The organism is Stenotrophomonas sp. GbtcB23, from assembly GCF_019091045.1.
Classification (GTDB): domain Bacteria; phylum Pseudomonadota; class Gammaproteobacteria; order Xanthomonadales; family Xanthomonadaceae; genus Stenotrophomonas; species Stenotrophomonas rhizophila_A.
Genome location: NZ_JAGXKC010000009.1, coordinates 88615 through 107842 on the forward strand (window position 1 = coordinate 88615; position 19228 = coordinate 107842).

The following is a 19228-nucleotide window of genomic DNA, read 5'->3' on the forward strand; positions in this document are numbered from 1 at the left end:
GCACCTGTTTCGACTGCCCCGATGTGACCGTGACCGCGCCCACCACTTTTGTCACCGCACCGCTGCCGCCGCAGCCGGTTCTGCTTGCGCTGTTCGAGCGCATCAACGAAGGCGTGCTCCTGTTCCGTGATGACGGCAGCGTGGCCGTGGCCAACGCCGCCGTGCGCGGCATGCTCGGCCAGGCCGAGATCGATGCCGGCGTGGATCCCGCGCAATGGCTGCGCCAGCTGCTGCCGCCCGATGCGCTGGAGCATGCGCGCCTGCACGGCCACTGGAACGGCAGCCTGCCCGTGGGCGAACGCATGGTCATCGCGCATGTCTACCAGCAGGAAGACGCCGGCCGGCTTCATTACCTGGCGCTGTTCCGTCGCATCGAAGGCCAGGAAGACTACGAACGCGAGCTGCAGCAGCGCCACGCCGAGCTGCGCCAGGCCTACCTGCGCCTCAACGGCACCCAGGAAAAACTGCTGCAGTCGGAAAAGATGGCCTCCATCGGCCAGCTCGCCGCCGGCGTCGCGCACGAGATCAACAATCCCATCGGCTACGTGCACTCCAACCTGGGCAGCCTGCAGGAATACCTGCGCAGCCTGTTCACCGTGATCGAAGCCTATGAGCGGGCACTGCGCGCGCCGGACCCGAAGGCGCTGATTCCCGAAATCGACGATATCCGCAACCGCTTCGACATCGATTTCATCAGCCGCGACCTGCCGCAGCTGATGGCCGAATCACGCGAAGGCATCGAGCGGGTCACCCGGATCGTGCGTGACCTGAAGGACTTCTCGTACTCGGGCCGCGACGAATCGTGGAAGCTGGTCGACCTGCACTCGGGTCTTGAGTCCACGATCAACATCATCTGGAACGAGCTCAAGTACAAGGTGACGCTGCACCGCGAGTTCGGCCAGCTGCCGCTGGTGGAATGCCTGCCGTCCGAGCTCAACCAGGTCTACATGAACCTGCTGCTCAATGCCGGCCACGCCATCGCCGAGCGCGGCACCATCACCGTGCGCACCGGCGTGGACGGCGACTACGTCTGGGTGGAGTTCGAAGACACCGGTGGCGGCATTTCGCCGGACCTTCGCCAGCGCATCTTCGATCCGTTCTTCACCACCAAGCCGGTGGGTAGCGGCACCGGGCTGGGGCTGTCGATCTCCTACAGCATCATCAACAAGCACCACGGGCGGATCGACCTGGACAGCACCCCGGGCGTGGGTTCGCGATTCCGGTTGGTGTTGCCGATCAAGCAGCCGCGTTGACGGAACCGGTGGCCCCGGCCGTTGGCCGGATGCCTTTCGCTCCGGGTTCATGAACGCCTGATGGGCGGCTTCGGATGCTCTACACGTCGGACATTTCACTGATTGCGGTGTTCTTGCCGCCTTCGGATGCCTGGGCCGCGCTGCGCGCGGTGTCCGGCCAACGGCCGGGGCTACGAGTTTTTACGGGCCCATTGGGATTGGGATCAATCAACCAGTTTCATTCGCCTTCCGGCGCCGGTATCGCAACAGGTTGCGCGGTATTGGCGCGCCGTTGCTCTTCGTGCGTGCGGAACGCCTGGTGGATGTGCTTGCGCAGTTCGTCGTCGTTCCAGGGCTTGGTCAGGAAGCGGTAGATCGCGCCGCGGTTGATCGCGTCGGTGACCGTGTTGAGGTCCGTGTAGCCCGACAGCACCAGCCGGATCGTGTCCGGGTACAGCATCTTCACCCGGCCCAGGAACTCCGTGCCGCTCATGTCGCTCATGCGCTGGTCCGACAGGATCACCTGCACATCGTTGATCGCCAGCAGGTCGAACGCATCGCGCACGTTGCCCGCCGCCAGGATCCGATAGCCATCGCGGCGGAACAGGCGCACCAGCGAACGCAGCACGTTCTCCTCATCATCCAGCAGCAGCAGCGTGCGGTCCGGGCGGGTTTCGGCGAACGCTTCCGGGCGCAGGTAGCGCCGGCGCAGGGTCATGCCCGCCGCGTCGGCCGACATCGGCTCGCCGAACAGGTACCCCTGGAACACGTCGCAGTCATTGCGGCGCAGGAAGCCCAGCTGCGCCTGCGACTCCACCCCGTTGGCGATCACCGTCATGCCCAGCTGGTGGCCCATGGCGATGATCGCGCGCGCAATGGCCGCCTCGCGGTTTCCGGCCGGCGCGCTCTTGATGAAGCTGCGGTCGATCTTCAGCTTGTCTACCGGGTAGCGCACCAGCGCGCTCAGGCTGGAATCGCCGGTGCCGAAGTTGTCCAGGCTCAGGCTGATACCTTCATTGCGCAGGTTCACCAGCGTTTCGTGCACGAAGTTGACGTTGTTGGTCAGCGCACTTTCGTTGATTTCCAGCGTGAGCATGTGCGCCGGAACGCCGGCGGTCTGCATCAGCGCCATCACCTCACCGAAGAAGTTCGGACGCAGCAGCTGCAGCGTCGACACGTTCACCGCGATGGTGAAGTCATCGAAGCCCAGGTCCCGCCAGAGCCTGGCCTGCTTCAGTGCGCCCTCCAGCACCCACGTGCCGATCTGCACGATGATGCCCAGCCGTTCGGCGGTGCGCATGAAACGCTCCGGCACCAGCATGCCCAGCGTCGGTGACTGCCAGCGCAGCAGCGCCTCCATCCCGACCACGTGGCCATCGCGGGCGCTCACCAGCGGCTGGTAGCGAAGCTTCAGCTCGCCATTGGGAATGGCGTCCACGATCTGGCGCGCGATGATGCTCTCGCTGTGCGCGCTGGACGGCGTGTTGACCGCGTGGATGCGCACGGCATTGCCGCCTTCGCGGGCGGCCTGGTACAGCGCGTCCTCGGCATGGTCGAGCAGGCGCGAGGTCTCCGTCGCATGCTCCGGACACAGGCTGACGCCAAGCTTGCCGGTCATGAACAGCGTATACGGCAGCACAGACAGGGGCAGCTCAAGCTGCTGCCGGATCTCTTCGGCCAGGTCGTCCGGCAACGGCAGGTCGGCGGTGCGCGGTACCGCGATCAGGAACTCATCGCTGCCATGCCGCCACAGCTTGCCGCGCCCGCGCAGGTGGTGTTGCAGGCGCTGGGCCACCAGCACCAGCGCCTGATCGCCGACCTCGGCGCTCATGTTCTCGTTGACCGACGCGAAGTGGTCGATATCCACGTGCATCAGCATCAACGGCGTGCCACCGGAGGCGGCCTCGGCCACCATCGCCTGCAGCGCGGGGTTGCCGGCGCCCAGCCGGGGCGGCGCGTCCTCGATGCTGACCAGGGGCAGGGAAGGGTTCCACATCACTCAATATTCCACGGTATCGGGGGTGGCCACGCCATCGCTGCGGTAAGGCAGGAACAGGTCGACCAGGGTGCCGGCGCCATGCGCCGACTCGATCTTGAGGGTGCCGCCGGCGCTCTGCGCGCGTTCGCGCATGACGATCAGGCCCAGCCCGCGCGGGCCGTCGGGGTCGAAACCTTCGCCGTCATCGCGTACCTGCAGGTGCAGGCCATGGTCCTGCACGTCCTGCAGCGTCAGGTGCACCTGGCTGGCGCGCGCATGGCGCAGCACATTGGTCAGGCTTTCCTGGGCGATGCGGAAACAGGCCTGCTCGATCTCACCCTGCGGCCGTCGCGGCAGCGCCGCGATGTCGGCCAGCAGTTCGATCGGCGAGGACCGGAACAGCACCCCGGCCTGCCAGCGCAACGCCGCCTCCAGGCCCAGTGCATCCAGCTGCGGCGGGCGCAGCAGGGTGGAGATGTCGCGCAGCTTGCCCACCGTGGCGTCGGCCAGCTGGATGATCTGCTCCAGGTCCTCGCCGCGCCGTTGCGGATCGGCTTCATCCTGTGCCGCATACGCCGACAGCTTCATGGCGGTGATGGCCTGGCCGATATCGTCGTGGAGGTCGCGCGAGATCGCGCGGCGCTCGTCTTCCTGCAGCGAGAACAGGCGCCCGGCCATGGCCTGCAGCTCGCGGTTGCTGGTTTCCAGCGCCTCGCGGATACGCTCCGGCTCGCTCAGGTCGCGCACGATCAGCAGCTTGCAGTTGCGACCGCCGTAACGCACCTCGCCCACCGCCAGGCCGGCTTGGAAACCTTCGCCGTCCAGCCGGCGCATGCCGATGACTTCACTGCCGCTGCTGGGCAGGGGAATGGTGGCGAACAGCTGCGCGCGGACCCGGGACAGGTCGGTGGCAGCCACCAGCGCCGACAGCGGCTCGCCCAGCAGCGTGTGTTGCCCGTAGCCGAACTGGGCTGCGGCGCAGGCATTGGCATACAGCACGTGTTCGTCGGAGAGGATCACCACGCCGTCGGGCAGCACCCGGACCAGTTCGCGGAACTGCTCCTCACGCTCGCGCAGCAGGCGCCGCGAGTGTTCACGCTCGGTGACATCCTGCAGGGTGCCCAGCACGCGCGGGCGCCCGGCGTCGTCGGTGCCGCTCTCGGCGCGCAGGTGGACCATCAAGGCGCGACCGTCCATGGCCAGCAGCGGCAGCAGTACGTCGATCTGCACCTGCTCACCCCGCATGTCCTGCAGCAGCTGTTCGCTCAGTGCGGCGGTGGACGGATCGGCCGGCACCAGCAGCTCGTCGAAGCGGTGCCAGCGCCGCGCTTCCGGCGGGCGACGGCCCAGCAGGTGGTAGACCTGGTTGGAGTACTGGCCCATACCCGTGGCGGGGTCGACTTCCCACGCGCCGATCCGGGCCATTTCATGGGCTTCCTCGACACGGGCCAGGGCCTGGTCGCGGCGGCGCAGCGCCTGGTCTTCGCGGGTCCGGTCGATGGCGATCAGCAGCCGCGCCGGGCGGCCGGCGTAATCGAGGTAGTTGCTGCGCATTTCGATCCGCCGCGGGCTGCCGTCCTTCAACAGCAGGTCGGCGGTAAGCACGCACAGCTGGTCCGGCTGGGCCCGGATCTGCTCAAGCTTGGCGGCCAGCACTGCTTCGTCGCCCGGTGGCCACAGTGCGGTCATCGGCAGGGCAGTGAACTCCTCGCGCGTCCAGCCGAACAGGCTGCACGCGGCCGGGTTGACGTCCAGGATCTCCAGCGTGTCCAGGTCGTACACCAGGATCGGCCCGGGATTGCCCTCGAACAGCTGCCGGTGGCGCTGCTCGGAGTGCTCCAGCTTCGCGTGGGTCTGCAGCACGTGGTGGGCGAGCGGGCGCAGCAGCAGGTAGATCAGCGCGCCGCTGAGAATGACGAAGAACGCCCCTTTGGCGGTCTGCCAGCGCGCGGCCGTGGCCAGGTCGGCGGTGAGCACCTGCACGGCGGCGTCGCTGCACAGGATCCACACCAGCGCCAGCACCAGGTAGCCGAGCACCACCCGCCAGCGATCGCGGCGCAGGGCCTGGGCGAGCGGGTGGTCACGACGGTGCGGTGCGGGCGGGCCGGGCGGGACGACAGGCATGGGGCGCGACGGGAAGGGTTTGGGTGGGCGGTCCATAGTAGTGGCTGGGACACCCCGGGCGCACGCGAGGCTCAACTATCGACCAGAACAGCCGCTAACGATTGCGTTCCCGGCTGTCGGGTGCGTTATCGGAGTCATACCGCGTGGACCAAGGCATCATCGCGAGTCTGCTGCAGCACCCCCTGGCCTCGGCCCTGGTCATCCTGGACCGGACCGGGCGCCCGCTCGCCGCCAATCCGGCCGCGCGCGAACATGGGTTGCCGGCTACCGTGGCGGCCTACGGCGAGCTGCTGGAAGACCTGCGGCTGCTGGCCGCCGATGGCGGCCTGGTGCCGTGCCAGCTGCCGGGTGGGCCCCGTGGACGCTTCGATGGCTGGATGCGCGCCGTGCACGACGCCGATGGCAACCTGCTGGCCTTCACCCTGAGCGTGCCCGAACCGGTGGCCGCCTACGCGGGCAGCCGCTGGGAAGTGGCGCTGGACCACGCCGGACACGGCTTGTGGGACTGGGACCTGCCCAGCGACGCGGTGACCCGTTCGCAGCGCTGGCATGACGTGCCGGCCGGCATGGACGAACGCGCGGCGGCGGACGCCGGCCAGGCGTTGCTGGCGCCTGTGCATCCCGATGACCAGGCCGCGGTGCGCGCGGCGCTGGACGCGCACCTGCGCGGCGAAGGCGAGGTGTACACCGCCCAGTACCGCCTGCGCCATCCCGAAGGCGAGTGGCGCTGGGTGCTCGATCGCGGCCGCGTGGTCGCCCGAACCGTCGACGGACAGCCGCTGCGCATGGTCGGCACCCACACCGACATCCAGGCACAGAAACAGATGGAAGCCCTGCTGCTGGAACAGCAGGTACACCTGCGCGAGGCGCAGCGCATCGCCAGCATGGGCAGCTGGTCGTGGGACCCGGACAGCCGCCAGTTCTGGTGGTCGCCGGAGTTCCGGGCGCTGCTCGGCGTGGGCGATGCCCCGTTGAGCAGTCGCCGGCACTGGCTGCGCCTGCTGGAACCGCGTTCGCGCGGCCTGCTGCGGCAGGCTTGGCGGCGCATGCTGCGCGATGGCAAGCCCAGCACGCTGGCGCTGGAGCTGCCGCGCGGGAACGACAGCGCGCTGCACCTGCGATTGTGGATGCAGCCGCTGCTGGGCCCGGACGGGCGCATCCAGCGCCTGCTTGGCCAGGTCCAGAACATCACCGAACAGCACCAGACCGATGCGCTCATCCGCTGGCGGACCGAGCTGCTGAACCGGGTCTCGGCGCTGGGCAGGATCGGCGGTTGCGAGATCGACGTGGCCACCCGCCACATGCAGTGGACCGAGGAGTGCTACCGCATCCACGGGCTGCGCAAGGAACCGATCACCCTGGACCAGGCGCTGGCGCTGTACACGCAGGATTCGCGCGATGCCTTCGAGGCCGCACTGGCGCGCATTGCCGCCGGCGGCCTGCCCGAACAGCTGGACCTGTGCTTCTACCGCCAGTCCGGGCTGCGCGTCTGGGTGCAGGTGCTGGTCGAGCTGGACCATCGCGACGGCCTGCCAACCCGCTTCGTGGTGCTGTTCCGTGACATCACCCGCGAACGCGAAGCCAACGAGCGGATCGAGCTGCTGGCCCATTATGACCTGCTCACCGGCCTGCCCAACCGCATGCTGCTGCGCGAGCAGACCGCCGACGCCATCGAGGAAGCGCGCGATCGCGGCGCGCCGTTGGCGATGCTGTTCATCGACCTGGATGGTTTCAAGACCATCAACGACACCTTCGGCCACGCCACCGGCGATGCGCTGCTCAAGGCAGCGGCGGCGCGGCTGCACCAGAACCTGCGCAACGCCGACCTGTTCGGGCGCTTCAGCGGCGATGAGTTCATCGTGGTGCTGCGCGACCTGGCCGACCCGGAAGATGCCGGGCACGTGGCGCGCAAGCTGATCGCATCGCTGGCCGAGCCGCTGCAGCGCGGTGACACCACCTTGAAGGTGGGCGCCAGCGTGGGCATTGCGATGCTCGACGAAGGACGCACCGATTTCGATTCCCTGCTGCGCGCGGCCGATGCGGCCATGTATGCCGCCAAGGAAGCGGGCCGCAATACCTACCAGTACTACAGCCAGGACGCGTTGCTGCGCATCCAGCGCAAGCTGGAGATCGAGCACGCGCTGCTGGGCGCCATCGAGCGCGAAGAGTTCAGCCTGGCCTACCAGCCGCTGCTGCATGCCGCGCAGGACCAGCCGCCGGCCATCGAGGCGCTGCTGCGCTGGCACCGCCCGGGGATTGGCTACTGCAGTCCGGCCGAGTTCATTCCCATTGCCGAGAAGTGCGGCGAGATCGTGCGCATCGGCGACTGGGTGCTGGCCGAGGCCTGCCGCCAGGCGGCCGCCTGGGACCGGGCAGGGCTGGTGTTCGACCGGATCGCGGTGAACGTGTCGGCCGTGCAGCTGCGCGACCGCGGCTTTGCCGAGCGGGTGATCGACATCTGCCACGCCCATGGCTGGGCACCGCAGCGGCTGGAGCTGGAGCTGACCGAATCGGCGCTGATCCGTGACACCGACGTGCTGCGGCATTGTTTTGATGTGCTGGAGCGGCACGGCGTGCCGCTGGCGGTGGACGATTTCGGTACCGGCTTCTCCAACCTGCACTACCTCAACCGTTTCCCGGTGGGCCGCCTGAAGATCGACCGCAGCTTCGTGCAGGGCATGCTCCACGATGCCGGTACCGCCGAGGTCACCCAGGCCATCGTGCACCTGGGCCACGCCCTGGGCATGAAAGTGGTGGCCGAAGGCGTGGAAACCGAGCAGGAAGAAGCGATGCTGCGCCGCCAGGGCTGCGATGAGATCCAGGGCTACCTGTATTCGCGCCCGCTGACCCCGCGTGACCTGGCCCAGTGGCTGAAGCACGGTGGGGGGCAGGTGGCGGCGATTCCCGCCGCGGCTGGTGACGCGTTGCGGATTCCGGTTGCGCCCTGACGGTGCGAGGGCCGGCCAACGGCCGGCGCTACCGGTGTCCGGTGCCCGTTGATGATCCCGATACCGTCGTGTCCATGACCGTTGACGAGCCTGTGGTGGGTTGATTCCGATCCACGGATTGTTACGGGCCCATCGGGACCCGTATCAACCAACCGTGTCGCCGCTCAATCCCAGGTCCCACGCCAATCCCGCCAATGCGGGATCCAGCGGCGTTGCCGCCGGTGCGGTCGCCATCATTCCCGCCAGTTCCCGTTGCGCCTGCTGTTCCAGCGCCGCCAACAGCGCACGCCCGCTCTTCGGCACTACGGGCGCCAGAGCAGGGGGCATGACGTCGCCCGCAGCGTCGGGCGACGCGCCGTTACCGGCAGGAATCAATTGGGAGGGGGCGGCGTTCAACAGCATGCGGCATTCTTCAGCAGAAGGGTCAGGGCGCTACACGCACGAAAGCCCCGGCAATGCCGGGGCCCTCGTGGAATGCCGTTACCGGCACGAATGGCGGGTCAGAACAGTTCAACCGCACCGGCTGCCATGCTCTGCTGGCTCACCGGCTTGTGCGGCGGGCGTTCCCATTCGCTGCGCATTTCGCGCAGGCGGTTGCCGGTACGCTGCAGCGCGGTGGCCACTTCGGCATCGAACACGCCGCCGTTACGGTGCAGCAGCTCCTGCAGGCCGACCGCTTCACGGTTGATCGAGGTCAGGCGGTCCAGGTGGGTGTGCACGCCGCCCAGGGCCTGGGTGGCGATGTCTTCGAACTGCAGGGCGCGCACGGCTTCGGCCACGCTGCTGTCGATGGCACGGCCGCACTCGGAGATCTCGCGCATGCCTTCGCCCAGCGACGCATTGATCTGCGCCACGTTGTCGAGCATGGCCGCCGCTTCGTGACGCGCTTCGCGGGAGCGGTCCATGTCCCGAGAGGCCATGTTGGACACCGTCTCGCGGACCTTGGCGATGGCGTCCTTGGAGCTGTGCGCCAGCTTGCGGATCTGCTCGTTGAAGGTGGTGGAACGCTCGGAGAGGTTGCGTACCTCGTCGGCCACCACTGCGAAGCCGCGACCGGCTTCACCGGCACGGGCTGCTTCGATGGCCGCGTTCAGCGCCAGCAGGTTGGTCTGGTCGGCGATCGACTTGACGTCTTCCAGCAGCGCGAAGATGCCATCCAGGTGCTGCGCCATCTGGTCGATGTGCTGCACGGTGTTGCTGCTCTGGCCGCTGACCTGTTCCAGCGCTTCCACCAGCTGTTCCATGCGGTGGCTGGCGTGCTGGGCGAAACGGGCCACGTCGACGCCGGCGCCGCCGTCTTCACCGGCGCGGTCGACGATCCGGGCCAGTGCCTGGCTCTGCTGGCGGGACTTGCGGTTCATGGCATCGAAGCTGCCACCCAGGCCGGCCACGGCCTGGCGGATCAGGTCACGGGCGCGTTCGATTTCGCCACGCGAACCGTCGATTTCGTTGCCGACGAACGAGCGCAGCTCGGTCAGCAGCTGGTCCTGTTCCCGCATCATGCGGGCATGCTCGGGCGAGCGCTGGGTCTGGGCGCGGGCGGTCCACCACGCGAACCCCAGCCAGCTGAGCGTCATCGTGGTCAGGATCGCCCAGCGCAGGGCGGCCGGCCATTCAAAGCCGATGGCGAAGGGAAGCAGCAGGGTCAGGACCAGGGGGGCGGCCAGACTAGTGAAGAGGCGTGAGTACATGGACGTTCTCGGGGAGGTGCACGGATGATGTATCGGCCGTACCCCCGTTTGCTTTAGGCATGGCGCACTTTTTTGTGCGCCGGCAGGTGACGACCGTTGGTCGTCACTCCTTTCCGTCAGCGAAGCTGACGGTCCACAGCGTCAATCATCGCCTTGCGCGAGATCAGGAAATCCCAGTACTGGCCGCCGGTCTGGCGCCACAGCACCGCCGAACGCACCGCCGCCAGCAGCAGCGCGCGGATCTCGGCCACCACCCCGGCCTGGCCCAGGTAGTGCGGGTTGCCCTGGACCATCACCCGCGGTTTGAGGTGGCTGATGGTGTCGGCATACATTCCGCCCAGGCTGGACAGCACGTCCGGGTGGGCACTGTCGTTCAGCTCGGCGGCCTGGCGCTGGGCACGGGCGATGCCCTGGCTGACCTGCTCGACCACGGCGTCCTCGCGCACGAAGCGGCGCTCCAGCTGCAGCACGGCCAATGCCAGCCGCGGCAGGATCTCGTCCTGGCCCTGGTTGCGGAAATAGTTGTGCAGCAGGCGCAGGCCCGGGGCCAGGTTGGCGGCGCTGCCGTAGATGGCCTGCGGGCTGTCAGCGTCGATCCGGAACACGCTGTCGATGGCGGTGCGGACCACGCTGGCCTCGGAATGGCCGGTTTCGGCGATGCGGCGCACCTGCTGCAGCGCCTGGGCGATGCCAGCCAGGGCAAGGACGCGGTCGTCGACGGAAAAACTCATGCAGCAGATACCTCGAAGGGGGAAGGGGCGGTGCGCAGGCGCTGCTCCAGCGGCGCATCGGTGGCGGCGATCACCGCGCCACCCAGGCAGACCTCGTCGTCATACAACACCAGGGATTGCCCGGGGGTGACGGCACGCTGCGGCCGCGCGAAACGCACGTCCACGCTGCCATCGTCGCGCACCCGCACCGTGCAGGGCTCGTCCGGCTGGCGGTAGCGGGTCTGCGCGGTGCACTCGAATTCGCGCGCAGGCGGTGCGCCGGCGATCCAGTGGGCAGTTTCCGAATGCAGGCGGGTCGACTGCAGCCACGGGCTTTCACGGTCCTGGTCCACGTACAGCACGTTGCTGGCCACGTCCTTGCCCACCACGTACCACGGGGCCGCCGGGCGGCCCCGCACGCCGCCGATGTTCAGGCCTTCGCGCTGGCCGAGGGTGAAATAGAACACCCCGGGGTGCTCGGCGATGCGGTTGCCGTCCGGGTCCTGGATCTCACCGGTACGCGCCGGCAGGTAACGGCCCAGGAACTCGCGGAAGTCCCGCTCGCCGATGAAGCAGATGCCGGTGGAGTCCTTCTTGGCGTGGGTCGGCAGGCGCGCATCGCGGGCAATGCGGCGCAGGTCGTTCTTCTGCAGGTCGCCGATCGGGAACAGGGTGGCGGCCAGCTGGGCCTGGCCCAGCTGGTGCAGGAAGTAACTCTGGTCCTTGCTGCGGTCGGCACCGCGCAGCAGTGCCCAGCGCCCGCCCACCTGGGCCACCCGGGCGTAGTGGCCGGTGGCGATGCGTTCGGCGCCCAGCTCGCGGGCCGCGTCCAGGAAGTGCTTGAACTTCACTTCGCGGTTGCACAGCACGTCCGGGTTGGGGGTGCGCCCGGCCGCGTATTCGGCCAGGAAGTGTTCGAACACGCCCTGCCAGTATTCGCTGGAGAAGTCGCGGAAGTGGAACGGAATGTCGAGCAGGCCGCACACGGCGACCGCATCGCGGCGGTCGTCTTCGGCGCGGCAATCGCCGCTGCCGTCGTCGGCCCAGTTCTGCATGAACAGCCCGGCCACCGGCTCGCCCTGCTGGACCAGCCGCCAGGCGGCCACGGACGAATCCACGCCGCCGGAAACGCCGACCATGATGCGCGGGGTGCTCATGCAACCTCCTTCACGATCGACAGCGGGTGGCGCTGGCCGGCCAGGAAGTCGGCAACGACCTCCCAGACCAGCGGACTGCGCAGCCGCGAGGGCTCGGCCAGCAGCTCGGCCGGGTCCAGCCACAGCGCGCGCAGGATGCCGGTGTCCAGCGGTCGGGCCGGGTCATGCGAGATCGGCTCGGCCGCGTAGGCGAAGCGCAGGAACGGCGTGCCGTCGGGCGCGGTCCACTGGTAGGTGCCGATGAAGGCGGTCAGCCGCACCGTGTAGCCCGATTCTTCCAGCGTCTCGCGCACGGCGGCGGCGGCCAGGCTTTCGCCCGGCTCCAGGTGCCCGGCCGGCTGGTTGAGCACCGCACGGCCGTCGATGGCTTCTTCCACCAGCAACAGGCGCCCGTCCCGCGCCACCACGGTGGCCACGGTCACGTGCGGCGCCCAGCGCAGGTCCTGCACTTCGTTCACGTCAGTATTCGTCCGTTCCAGTCAGTTCAAGTTCCATCGCATCGGCGGTGTTCATCGCCGCCTCGATGGCCTCGCTCAGGGCGTCCGCGCTGGCGTTGGCATCCACCTTCACCACGAACATGGCCAGCTGCTCCTGCTTCACCCAGCCGCCCAGCTTGGCGTCCTGGGAGTCTTCCAGCAGGCGGTTGGCCACCGCGGCGGAGAACTGCTTGCCCGGCGCGTTGTAGCCCGGCGACCAGATCTCGCGGATGCGGTGCTTGCCGTACTCTTCCACGGCCGAGCGCACGAACACCAGCTGGGTGCGGTCGCCTTCGACGTCGAACACCAGCTTGTAGTCGCCGTCCTCGTCGACCTCGTAGGGGTACTTCAGCGTATCCAGCACGCGGCCGACGGCCTTGTCGGGCGTTGCGGCCTGGGCCCCGAACACGGTGGCGGTCAGCAGCAGCGCGGTGGCGATCCTTTTCATGAAATCCCTGTGAAAGTATGTATCCATGAGTGGATTGTGACGGGGGCAGGGGGCCAACGTCCAATCCGGCCGGTGCGGCGTCTATAATGTCCGGATGCCCCGCGAGCCCTCCCAAGAACCCCATCACGACCACGGCGTAGCGCTGGAACCAGCCCGCCCGGAGGTCGCGCCGCCGCCGTTCTACCAGGTGATGCTGCTGAACGACGACTACACCCCGATGGACTTCGTGGTGACCGTGCTGCAGCACTTCTTCTCGATGGATCTGGAAAAAGCCACCCAGGTGATGCTCAACGTGCACACCCGTGGCCGTGGCGTGTGCGGTGTGTTCACCCGCGAGGTCGCCGAATCGAAGGTGGCCCAGGTCAATGAGTTCTCGCGCATGAACCAGCATCCGCTGCTGTGCACGATGGAAAAAGCCGGATAACACGGCCCTCCCGGCGCCCTGGTTGATTGATCCAGATCCCAATGGGCCCATGACAATTCGTAGCGCCGGCCGTTGGCCGGCCCACGCATGGCCGTTCCCGGCCCCCATGCCCGTCCATGAGGGAAAGAGCGCCGGGGGCCGCCAAGGGTCGGGGGCGCCTTGCAATGGGTCGATGACGTCGCCATCACGGGTCGGCAGCCAATGCTGGCGGTGTCTGGGGCATGATCGCGCAAGTGATAACGCCATCTGAACGCACCGATCCAGTAGGGTGATGGAAATTGTGCAGGTAGGCCGCATATTGTTCTCAACTGCCGCCGGAGTAGAACATGTTCAGTAAAGACCTCGAACACACCATCGGTCAGTGCTACAAGCGCGCCCGTGAGGCCCGCCATGAGTTCATGACGGTGGAACACCTGCTGCTGGCACTGCTCGACAACCCGTCCGCCCAGGCCGTGCTCAAGGCATGCGGGGCCGACGCCGACCGCCTGCGCCAGGAGCTGGAGCAGGCCATCGAGGCCTCCGTCTCGCGCCTGGCCGAAGATGACGGCCGCGACACCCAGCCCACTCTGGGCTTCCAGCGCGTGCTGCAGCGGGCCGTGTACCACGTGCAGTCCTCGGGCAAGAAGGAGGTCACCGGCGCCAACGTGCTGGTGGCGATCTTCGGCGAAAAGGACTCCCATGCGGTCTATTACCTCAACCAGCAGGACGTGACCCGGCTGGATATCGTCAATTACCTCTCCCATGGCATCGCCAAGCTGGGCGAGGAGGGCGAAGTGCCGCCGTCGTCGGACGCTGAAGGGCGCGCCGAGGGTGGCGATGGCGAAGGCAAGGGCGATGCCCTGGCCGAGTTCGCCAGCAACCTCAACGAAGCGGCGCGCAACGGCCGGATCGACCCGCTGGTCGGCCGCCGCGACGAAATCGAGCGCACCATCCAGGTGCTGTGCCGCCGCCGCAAGAACAACCCGCTCTACGTGGGCGAGGCCGGCGTGGGCAAGACCGCCATTGCCGAAGGCCTGGCCAAGCGCATCGTGGAAGGTACGGTGCCCGACGTGCTGGCCGATGCGGTCATCTACTCGCTCGACCTGGGCGCGCTGGTGGCCGGCACCAAGTACCGCGGCGATTTCGAGAAGCGCCTGAAGGGCGTGCTGACCGCGCTGAAGAAGATGCCCAACGCGGTGCTGTTCATCGACGAGATCCACACCATCATCGGTGCCGGGTCGGCGTCGGGCGGCACCATGGACGCCTCCAACCTGATCAAGCCGGCCCTGGCCTCCGGTGAGCTGCGCTGCATCGGCTCCACCACCTTCCAGGAATACCGCGGCATCTTCGAGAAGGACCGTGCGCTGGCCCGGCGCTTCCAGAAGATCGACATCGTCGAGCCGACCGTCGGCGAAACCTACGAGATCCTGCAGGGCCTCAAGCCCAAGTACGAGGCGCACCACGGCGTGACCTATGCCGATGACGCGCTGCAGGCGGCGGTGGACCTGTCGGTGAAGCACATCGGCGACCGCCTGCTGCCGGACAAGGCCATCGACGTGATCGATGAAGCCGGTGCCCGCCAGCGCCTGCTGCCCGAGGGCGAGCGCAAGGAACTGATCGACATCGAGGAAATCGAAACGATCGTGGCCAAGATGGCGCGCATTCCGGCCAAGCAGGTCAGCGCCACCGACAAGGACGTGCTGCAGCACCTGGAGCGCAACCTGAAGATGGTGATCTTCGGCCAGGACCCGGCCATCGAGACCCTGTCCTCGGCGATCAAGCTGGCCCGTTCGGGCCTGGCCAATCCGGAAAAGCCGATCGGCAACTTCCTGTTCGCCGGCCCCACCGGCGTGGGCAAGACCGAGGTGACCAAGCAGCTGGCCCTGCAGCTGGGCATCGAGCTGGTGCGCTTTGACATGAGCGAGTACATGGAGCCGCATTCGATCAGCCGCCTGATCGGTGCGCCCCCGGGCTATGTCGGCTTCGACCAGGGTGGCCTGCTCACCGAAAAGATCGTCAAGACCCCGCACTGCGTGCTGTTGCTGGACGAGGTGGAAAAGGCCCACCCGGACATCTTCAACATCCTGCTGCAGGTCATGGACCGTGGCGTGCTCACCGACACCAACGGGCGCGAAGCCAACTTCAAGAACGTGGTGCTGGTGATGACCACCAACGCCGGCGCGGCGCAGGCCTCGCGGCGGTCGATCGGCTTCACCCGGCAGGACCACGCCACCGACGCGATGGAGATCATCCGCAAGAGCTTCACGCCGGAATTCCGCAACCGCCTCGATGCGGTGGTGCAGTTCCAGCCGCTGGGCTTCGAGCACATCCTGCGCGTGGTGGACAAGTTCCTGATCGAGCTGGAAATGCTGCTGCAGGAAAAGCACGTCAGCCTGTCGGCCACCCCGACCGCGCGCGACTGGCTGGCCCGCCACGGCTTCGACCCGCTGATGGGTGCCCGGCCGATGGCGCGGGTGATCCAGGACAAGGTCAAGCGGCCGCTGGCCGACGAGCTGCTGTTCGGCAAGCTGGTCAATGGCGGCCGGGTCAGCATCGACGTGCGCGACGACGAGCTGTTCGTCGAAGCGCAGGCCGAGCCGGAGCGGCTGCTGCCGGCAACGGTCGAATGACCGGTAGGCCACGACCGTTGGCCGTGGCTCCTTGAACGCAAAAACGCCCCGGATGGGGCGTTTTTGTTGGGTCCCGCTCAGCGCTTGGCGCGGGATGCGAACGCCTCTGCGCTGATCGGCTCAAGCCGGGCAACATCGCAGCTGCCGGTGTCGGTGCGCAGCTTGCTGGCGCGTGCCCCGCACAGCTGGCCCTCGTTGCTGGGGGTGGCAAACTCCAGCTTTCGCGAGAAGCTGGCCTGGCTGCAGCTGTTCTGGAAATGGACGATGTAGTGATCGGTGCCGTTGCGCAGCAGGATGCTGCGATCGGCGCCCTTGCGGACCAGCTGCTGGTCGCTGGACAGGGTGATGCAATCGGAGGCCGCCGGGGTGGCGGCAGCTGGCGCAGTCTGCGCCGATGCCGTAGCGGCTGCGCTGGAAACAACCAACAGGCAAAGCGCGATCAGGGTCTTCATGGCGGGGGCCAGTGGGTCACGATCCGGAGTGGACCGTAGACCACAGTGCCTGCGTTCGGTCGGTGGCGAATCTGCATCAAGGCAGGCTGACTGATGTCAGGGTGCCGTGGGGCAGGGTGACTGCCGGCAGGGTGGGCGCAGCTGAATGGCGCCCACGCAAAAAGGCCAGCGCAGGGCCGGCCTTTGATCGCGTCTTCCGGAGAAGCCGCCCTGCCGCTTACTTCATGCGGTAGGTAATGCGACCCTTGGTCAGGTCGTAGGGCGTCATTTCAACCTTGACACGGTCGCCCGTCAGGATGCGGATGTAGTTCTTGCGCATGCGGCCGGAGATGTGGGCGATGATTTCATGCCCATTTTCCAGTCGAACGCGGAAAGTGGTGTTCGGCAGCGTCTCGCTGACGGTGCCTTCGAACTCGATGGAGTCGTCTTTCGACATGTAGTCCTGTGCAGTTCTATAAACGGCCGAGCTGGCCTTAAGAGCGGGCATTTTACGCGCATCTCCCCCGGGATGCAAAGATTGCGTTAACCGTCCGCCTCAGGCCAATGATGCGGCGGAAACGTCGCCAAACCGCTCCGTCCACCCGCCAGCCGGCGCTGCGGCCTGCACCTGCTCCCGCACCACCCCCAGGAACCGCTCCCGCGGCCAATGCTCGGCGCCCATCCGCAGCAGGTGGTCGTTTTCCACCTGTGCATCGATCAGTGGCCACCCCCACGACGACAGCCGGTGGGCCAACCCGGCCAGCGCCACCTTGGAGCCGCCGCTGGCCGCGCTGAACATGCTTTCGCCGAAGAACATCCGGCCGATGGCCACCCCGTAGATCCCGCCCACCAGCCGGTCGCCGTCCAGCACCTCGATCGAGTGGGCGAAGCCGAGGGCATGCAGCGCCACATAGGCCTCGATCATGTCCCGGGTAATCCAGGTCCCGTCCTGCCCCGGGCGCGGGCTGGCCGCGCAGGCCTCGATCACCTCGCGGAAGCGTGTATCGGCACGCAGCACCCAGCTGCTGGCGCGCAGGCTGCGGCGGAAGCGCGAGGACAGGTGGACGCCCTCGGTGCGGAACACCATGCGCGGGTCCGGCGACCACCACAGCAGCGGCTGGCCCTGCGAGAACCACGGAAAGATGCCGCCGGCGTAGGCATTGAGCAGGCGCGCCGGCGAGAGGTCGCCGCCGAGTGCCAGCAGGCCATCGGGATCGCGCAGCGCGGTTTCGGCCGGCGGGAAGGGGGCGTCCGGCCGGTCGTCCAGTCGCCAGGGCAGGTGCCGGGTCATGGGGACTCGATGGCTTTGAAGGGGGTGTGCTCGGCCAGCAGCTGCGCATAGCGCTGCACTTCCTCGCGCTCCTGCGCGCACCAGCCTGCGAGGGCGGCGGCGAACGCGGGCTCGGCCAGCCAGTGCCGGCTGCGTACCGGGTGTGGCAGGAAGCCACGCGCCAGCTTGTGCTCACCCTGCGCGCCGGGCTCGAAACGGGTGAGCCCTTCGCGCAGGCAGTACTCGATACCCTGGTAGTAGCAGGTTTCAAAGTGCAGGCCGGGCAGGGTGGCGCCGCCCCAGTAGCGCCCGTACAGGGTATCGCTACCGCGCAGGCACAGCGCGCCGGCGATCGGCTGGCCCTCCAGCATGGCCAGGAAGATCACCAGCTGGCGCGGCATCGCCGTGGCCAGGTGCTGCAGGAAGGGCAGGGTCAGTGCTGGCGAATTGCCGTACTCACTGAAGGTCTGCAGGTAGAAGTCGTGCATGGCCTGCAGGTCGGCGTCGGTGGCTTCATCGCCGTGCACGATCCGGTAGCTCACTCCGGTGCGGGCCAGCTTGGCGCGCTCCTGGCGGATGTTCTTGCGGTGCTTGTGGTCCATCGCCGCCAGGAAGCTGCTGAAGTCGGTCCAGTTGCCCGGGTTGTGCCACTGGAACTGGATGTCTTCGCGCAGCAGCCAGTCCGGCCCGAACGCGGCGTCGTCTTCAGCCAGGTGGAAGTTCACGTGCGCCGACGACCAGCCCATGCGGGCGACTTCCGCGCGCAGGGTCTCCACCAGCGTACGTGCGGTCTCCGCATCCTTCGCCAGCAGACGCGGCCCGCTCACCGGCGAATACGGAACTGCGCCCAGCCACTTCGGGAAATACGCCAGCCCGTGGCGGGCATAGGCGTTGGCCCAGGCGTGATCGAACACGAACTCGCCATGCGAGTTGTCCTTCAGGTAACCCGGTACCGCCCCGATCAGCTGGCCGCTCTCCCACAGGGTGAAGTGGCGTGGCCGCCAGCCCCATTCCGCACGCAGGCAGCCATGTTCCTCCAGCCCCTGCAGGAACGCGTAGCTGACGAACGGGTTGCGGCCGTCGTGCAGTGCATCCCAGTTGGCGGCGGGCAGGTCGGTGAGGCGATGAAGGAAGCGTATATCGGGCATGGCTGAAGGATAGGGCAGGCCGATGGAAAACGGGGTGTTTTAGGTGGCGTTGATCGGCTTGCGGTAACCGATAAGAAAGTCGTTCAGTAAACGCCGGGAAGCGTGCGTTGGCGCGCGTTCGTGCGGCCTTGAAGGGAGGAGATTTCGCTGGCGCATCCGGAGATGCGTCAACTATCTTCAAGGAGAAACGGAAATGGTAAGTAAGGGCCTACAGTTGTTCGCGGTGGGTTGCGGGATTCTGCTTGCTGCTGGTGTCATTGATTCACAGGCTGCGCCCGTGCCTGGCGGCAATGGCCACCCAATCGAATCGAAAGATGAGGCTGCGCAGACTACGTGGTACGTCGATGCCGAGCTGATCCACCTGCTGGAGAAGGAAGCCTCCAAGGGCGTTTCGAACTACCTGCAGAGCAGGGATGTACTGCGCACGGTTGATGTAAAAGTCACCATCGACATGAACAAGAAGACGGTGCTGGCAGACTTTGGCAAGGGCTTTCTTCCGGGAGCCGGCGAAGGGTACGCAGAGACGTTCCTGCACGAACTTGCCGTGACGCTTCGTGTTTACGCAGAGAAGGCTGGGCTTCC

The 19228-nt window shown here is 67.3% G+C and carries 16 protein-coding genes and 1 pseudogene; 5 read left to right on the plus strand and 12 right to left on the minus strand.

The features are described from left to right. Positions 1–23 precede the first annotated feature (23 nt). A complete protein-coding gene (locus KVS69_RS05910) occupies positions 24–1253 on the plus strand; it encodes an ATP-binding protein (RefSeq protein WP_179197305.1) in 1230 nt (409 codons plus the stop codon). Between the two features lie 217 nt (positions 1254–1470). On the opposite strand, the gene KVS69_RS05915 is transcribed toward KVS69_RS05910, so the two are convergent. After that, positions 1471–3228 carry an EAL domain-containing protein gene (locus KVS69_RS05915; RefSeq protein ID WP_068851764.1) on the minus strand — a complete coding sequence of 586 codons (1758 nt, stop codon included), beginning with the start codon at positions 3226–3228 and terminating at the stop codon, positions 1471–1473. 3 nt (positions 3229–3231) lie between these two features. Next, complete coding sequence (locus KVS69_RS05920; protein ID WP_217537464.1) at positions 3232–5334, minus strand: PAS domain S-box protein; 2103 nt, start codon at positions 5332–5334, stop codon at positions 3232–3234. Positions 5335–5477: 143 nt separating this feature from the next. On the opposite strand from KVS69_RS05920, the gene KVS69_RS05925 reads away from it, so the two are divergent. After that, positions 5478–8282 carry a bifunctional diguanylate cyclase/phosphodiesterase gene (locus KVS69_RS05925; RefSeq protein WP_217537465.1) on the plus strand — a complete coding sequence of 935 codons (2805 nt, stop codon included), beginning with the start codon at positions 5478–5480 and terminating at the stop codon, positions 8280–8282. Positions 8283–8426: 144 nt separating this feature from the next. On the opposite strand, the gene KVS69_RS05930 is transcribed toward KVS69_RS05925, so the two are convergent. The 6 genes from KVS69_RS05930 to KVS69_RS05955 all read right to left on the minus strand — a co-directional run bounded on the left by KVS69_RS05930 (position 8427) and on the right by KVS69_RS05955 (position 12764). Beyond that, entirely contained in the window at positions 8427–8684 is a 258-nt protein-coding gene (locus tag KVS69_RS05930; protein WP_217537466.1) for a hypothetical protein, read from the minus strand. Between the two features lie 98 nt (positions 8685–8782). After that, on the minus strand, positions 8783–9973 hold the full coding sequence (locus KVS69_RS05935; protein WP_068851775.1) for a methyl-accepting chemotaxis protein: 1191 nt from the start codon (positions 9971–9973) through the stop codon (positions 8783–8785). Positions 9974–10089: 116 nt separating this feature from the next. Then, positions 10090–10704: a high frequency lysogenization protein HflD gene (gene hflD, locus KVS69_RS05940; protein ID WP_217537467.1), complete on the minus strand. Its 615-nt coding sequence runs from the start codon at positions 10702–10704 to the stop codon at positions 10090–10092. Further along, positions 10701–11840, minus strand: a complete 1140-nt coding sequence (mnmA, locus tag KVS69_RS05945) for a tRNA 2-thiouridine(34) synthase MnmA (protein WP_210132479.1) — start codon at positions 11838–11840, stop codon at positions 10701–10703. Before mnmA ends, hflD begins: the two co-directional genes overlap by 4 nt. Further along, complete coding sequence (locus KVS69_RS05950; protein ID WP_217537468.1) at positions 11837–12298, minus strand: NUDIX hydrolase; 462 nt, start codon at positions 12296–12298, stop codon at positions 11837–11839. Before KVS69_RS05950 ends, mnmA begins: the two co-directional genes overlap by 4 nt. A 1-nt stretch (position 12299) precedes the next feature. Continuing rightward, positions 12300–12764, minus strand: a complete 465-nt coding sequence (locus KVS69_RS05955) for a hypothetical protein (protein WP_068851783.1) — start codon at positions 12762–12764, stop codon at positions 12300–12302. A 94-nt stretch (positions 12765–12858) separates the two neighbouring features. Between KVS69_RS05955 and clpS the strand changes: the two genes are divergently transcribed. Further along, positions 12859–13188 carry an ATP-dependent Clp protease adapter ClpS gene (gene clpS, locus KVS69_RS05960; protein ID WP_068851786.1) on the plus strand — a complete coding sequence of 110 codons (330 nt, stop codon included), beginning with the start codon at positions 12859–12861 and terminating at the stop codon, positions 13186–13188. A 326-nt stretch (positions 13189–13514) separates the two neighbouring features. Further along, positions 13515–15797 (plus strand): ATP-dependent Clp protease ATP-binding subunit ClpA, encoded by a 2283-nt coding sequence (gene clpA / locus KVS69_RS05965; RefSeq protein WP_093536703.1) that lies wholly within the window; start codon positions 13515–13517, stop codon positions 15795–15797. A gap of 77 nt (positions 15798–15874) precedes the next feature. On the opposite strand, the gene KVS69_RS05970 is transcribed toward clpA, so the two are convergent. The 4 genes from KVS69_RS05970 to KVS69_RS05985 all read right to left on the minus strand — a co-directional run bounded on the left by KVS69_RS05970 (position 15875) and on the right by KVS69_RS05985 (position 18646). Next, entirely contained in the window at positions 15875–16249 is a 375-nt protein-coding gene (locus KVS69_RS05970; RefSeq protein WP_068851791.1) for a hypothetical protein, read from the minus strand. 217 nt (positions 16250–16466) lie between these two features. Further along, a complete protein-coding gene (gene infA / locus KVS69_RS05975; RefSeq protein ID WP_005409596.1) occupies positions 16467–16685 on the minus strand; it encodes a translation initiation factor IF-1 in 219 nt (72 codons plus the stop codon). Between the two features lie 99 nt (positions 16686–16784). Next, positions 16785–17519, minus strand: coding sequence for a leucyl/phenylalanyl-tRNA--protein transferase (gene aat / locus KVS69_RS05980; protein WP_217537469.1), 735 nt, complete (start codon positions 17517–17519; stop codon positions 16785–16787). Further along, a complete protein-coding gene (locus KVS69_RS05985) occupies positions 17516–18646 on the minus strand; it encodes a GNAT family N-acetyltransferase (protein ID WP_217537470.1) in 1131 nt (376 codons plus the stop codon). Before KVS69_RS05985 ends, aat begins: the two co-directional genes overlap by 4 nt. Before the next feature lie 193 nt (positions 18647–18839). On the opposite strand from KVS69_RS05985, the pseudogene KVS69_RS05990 reads away from it, so the two are divergent. Next, positions 18840–19228, plus strand: a pseudogene (locus KVS69_RS05990) (hypothetical protein); the annotation flags it as partial.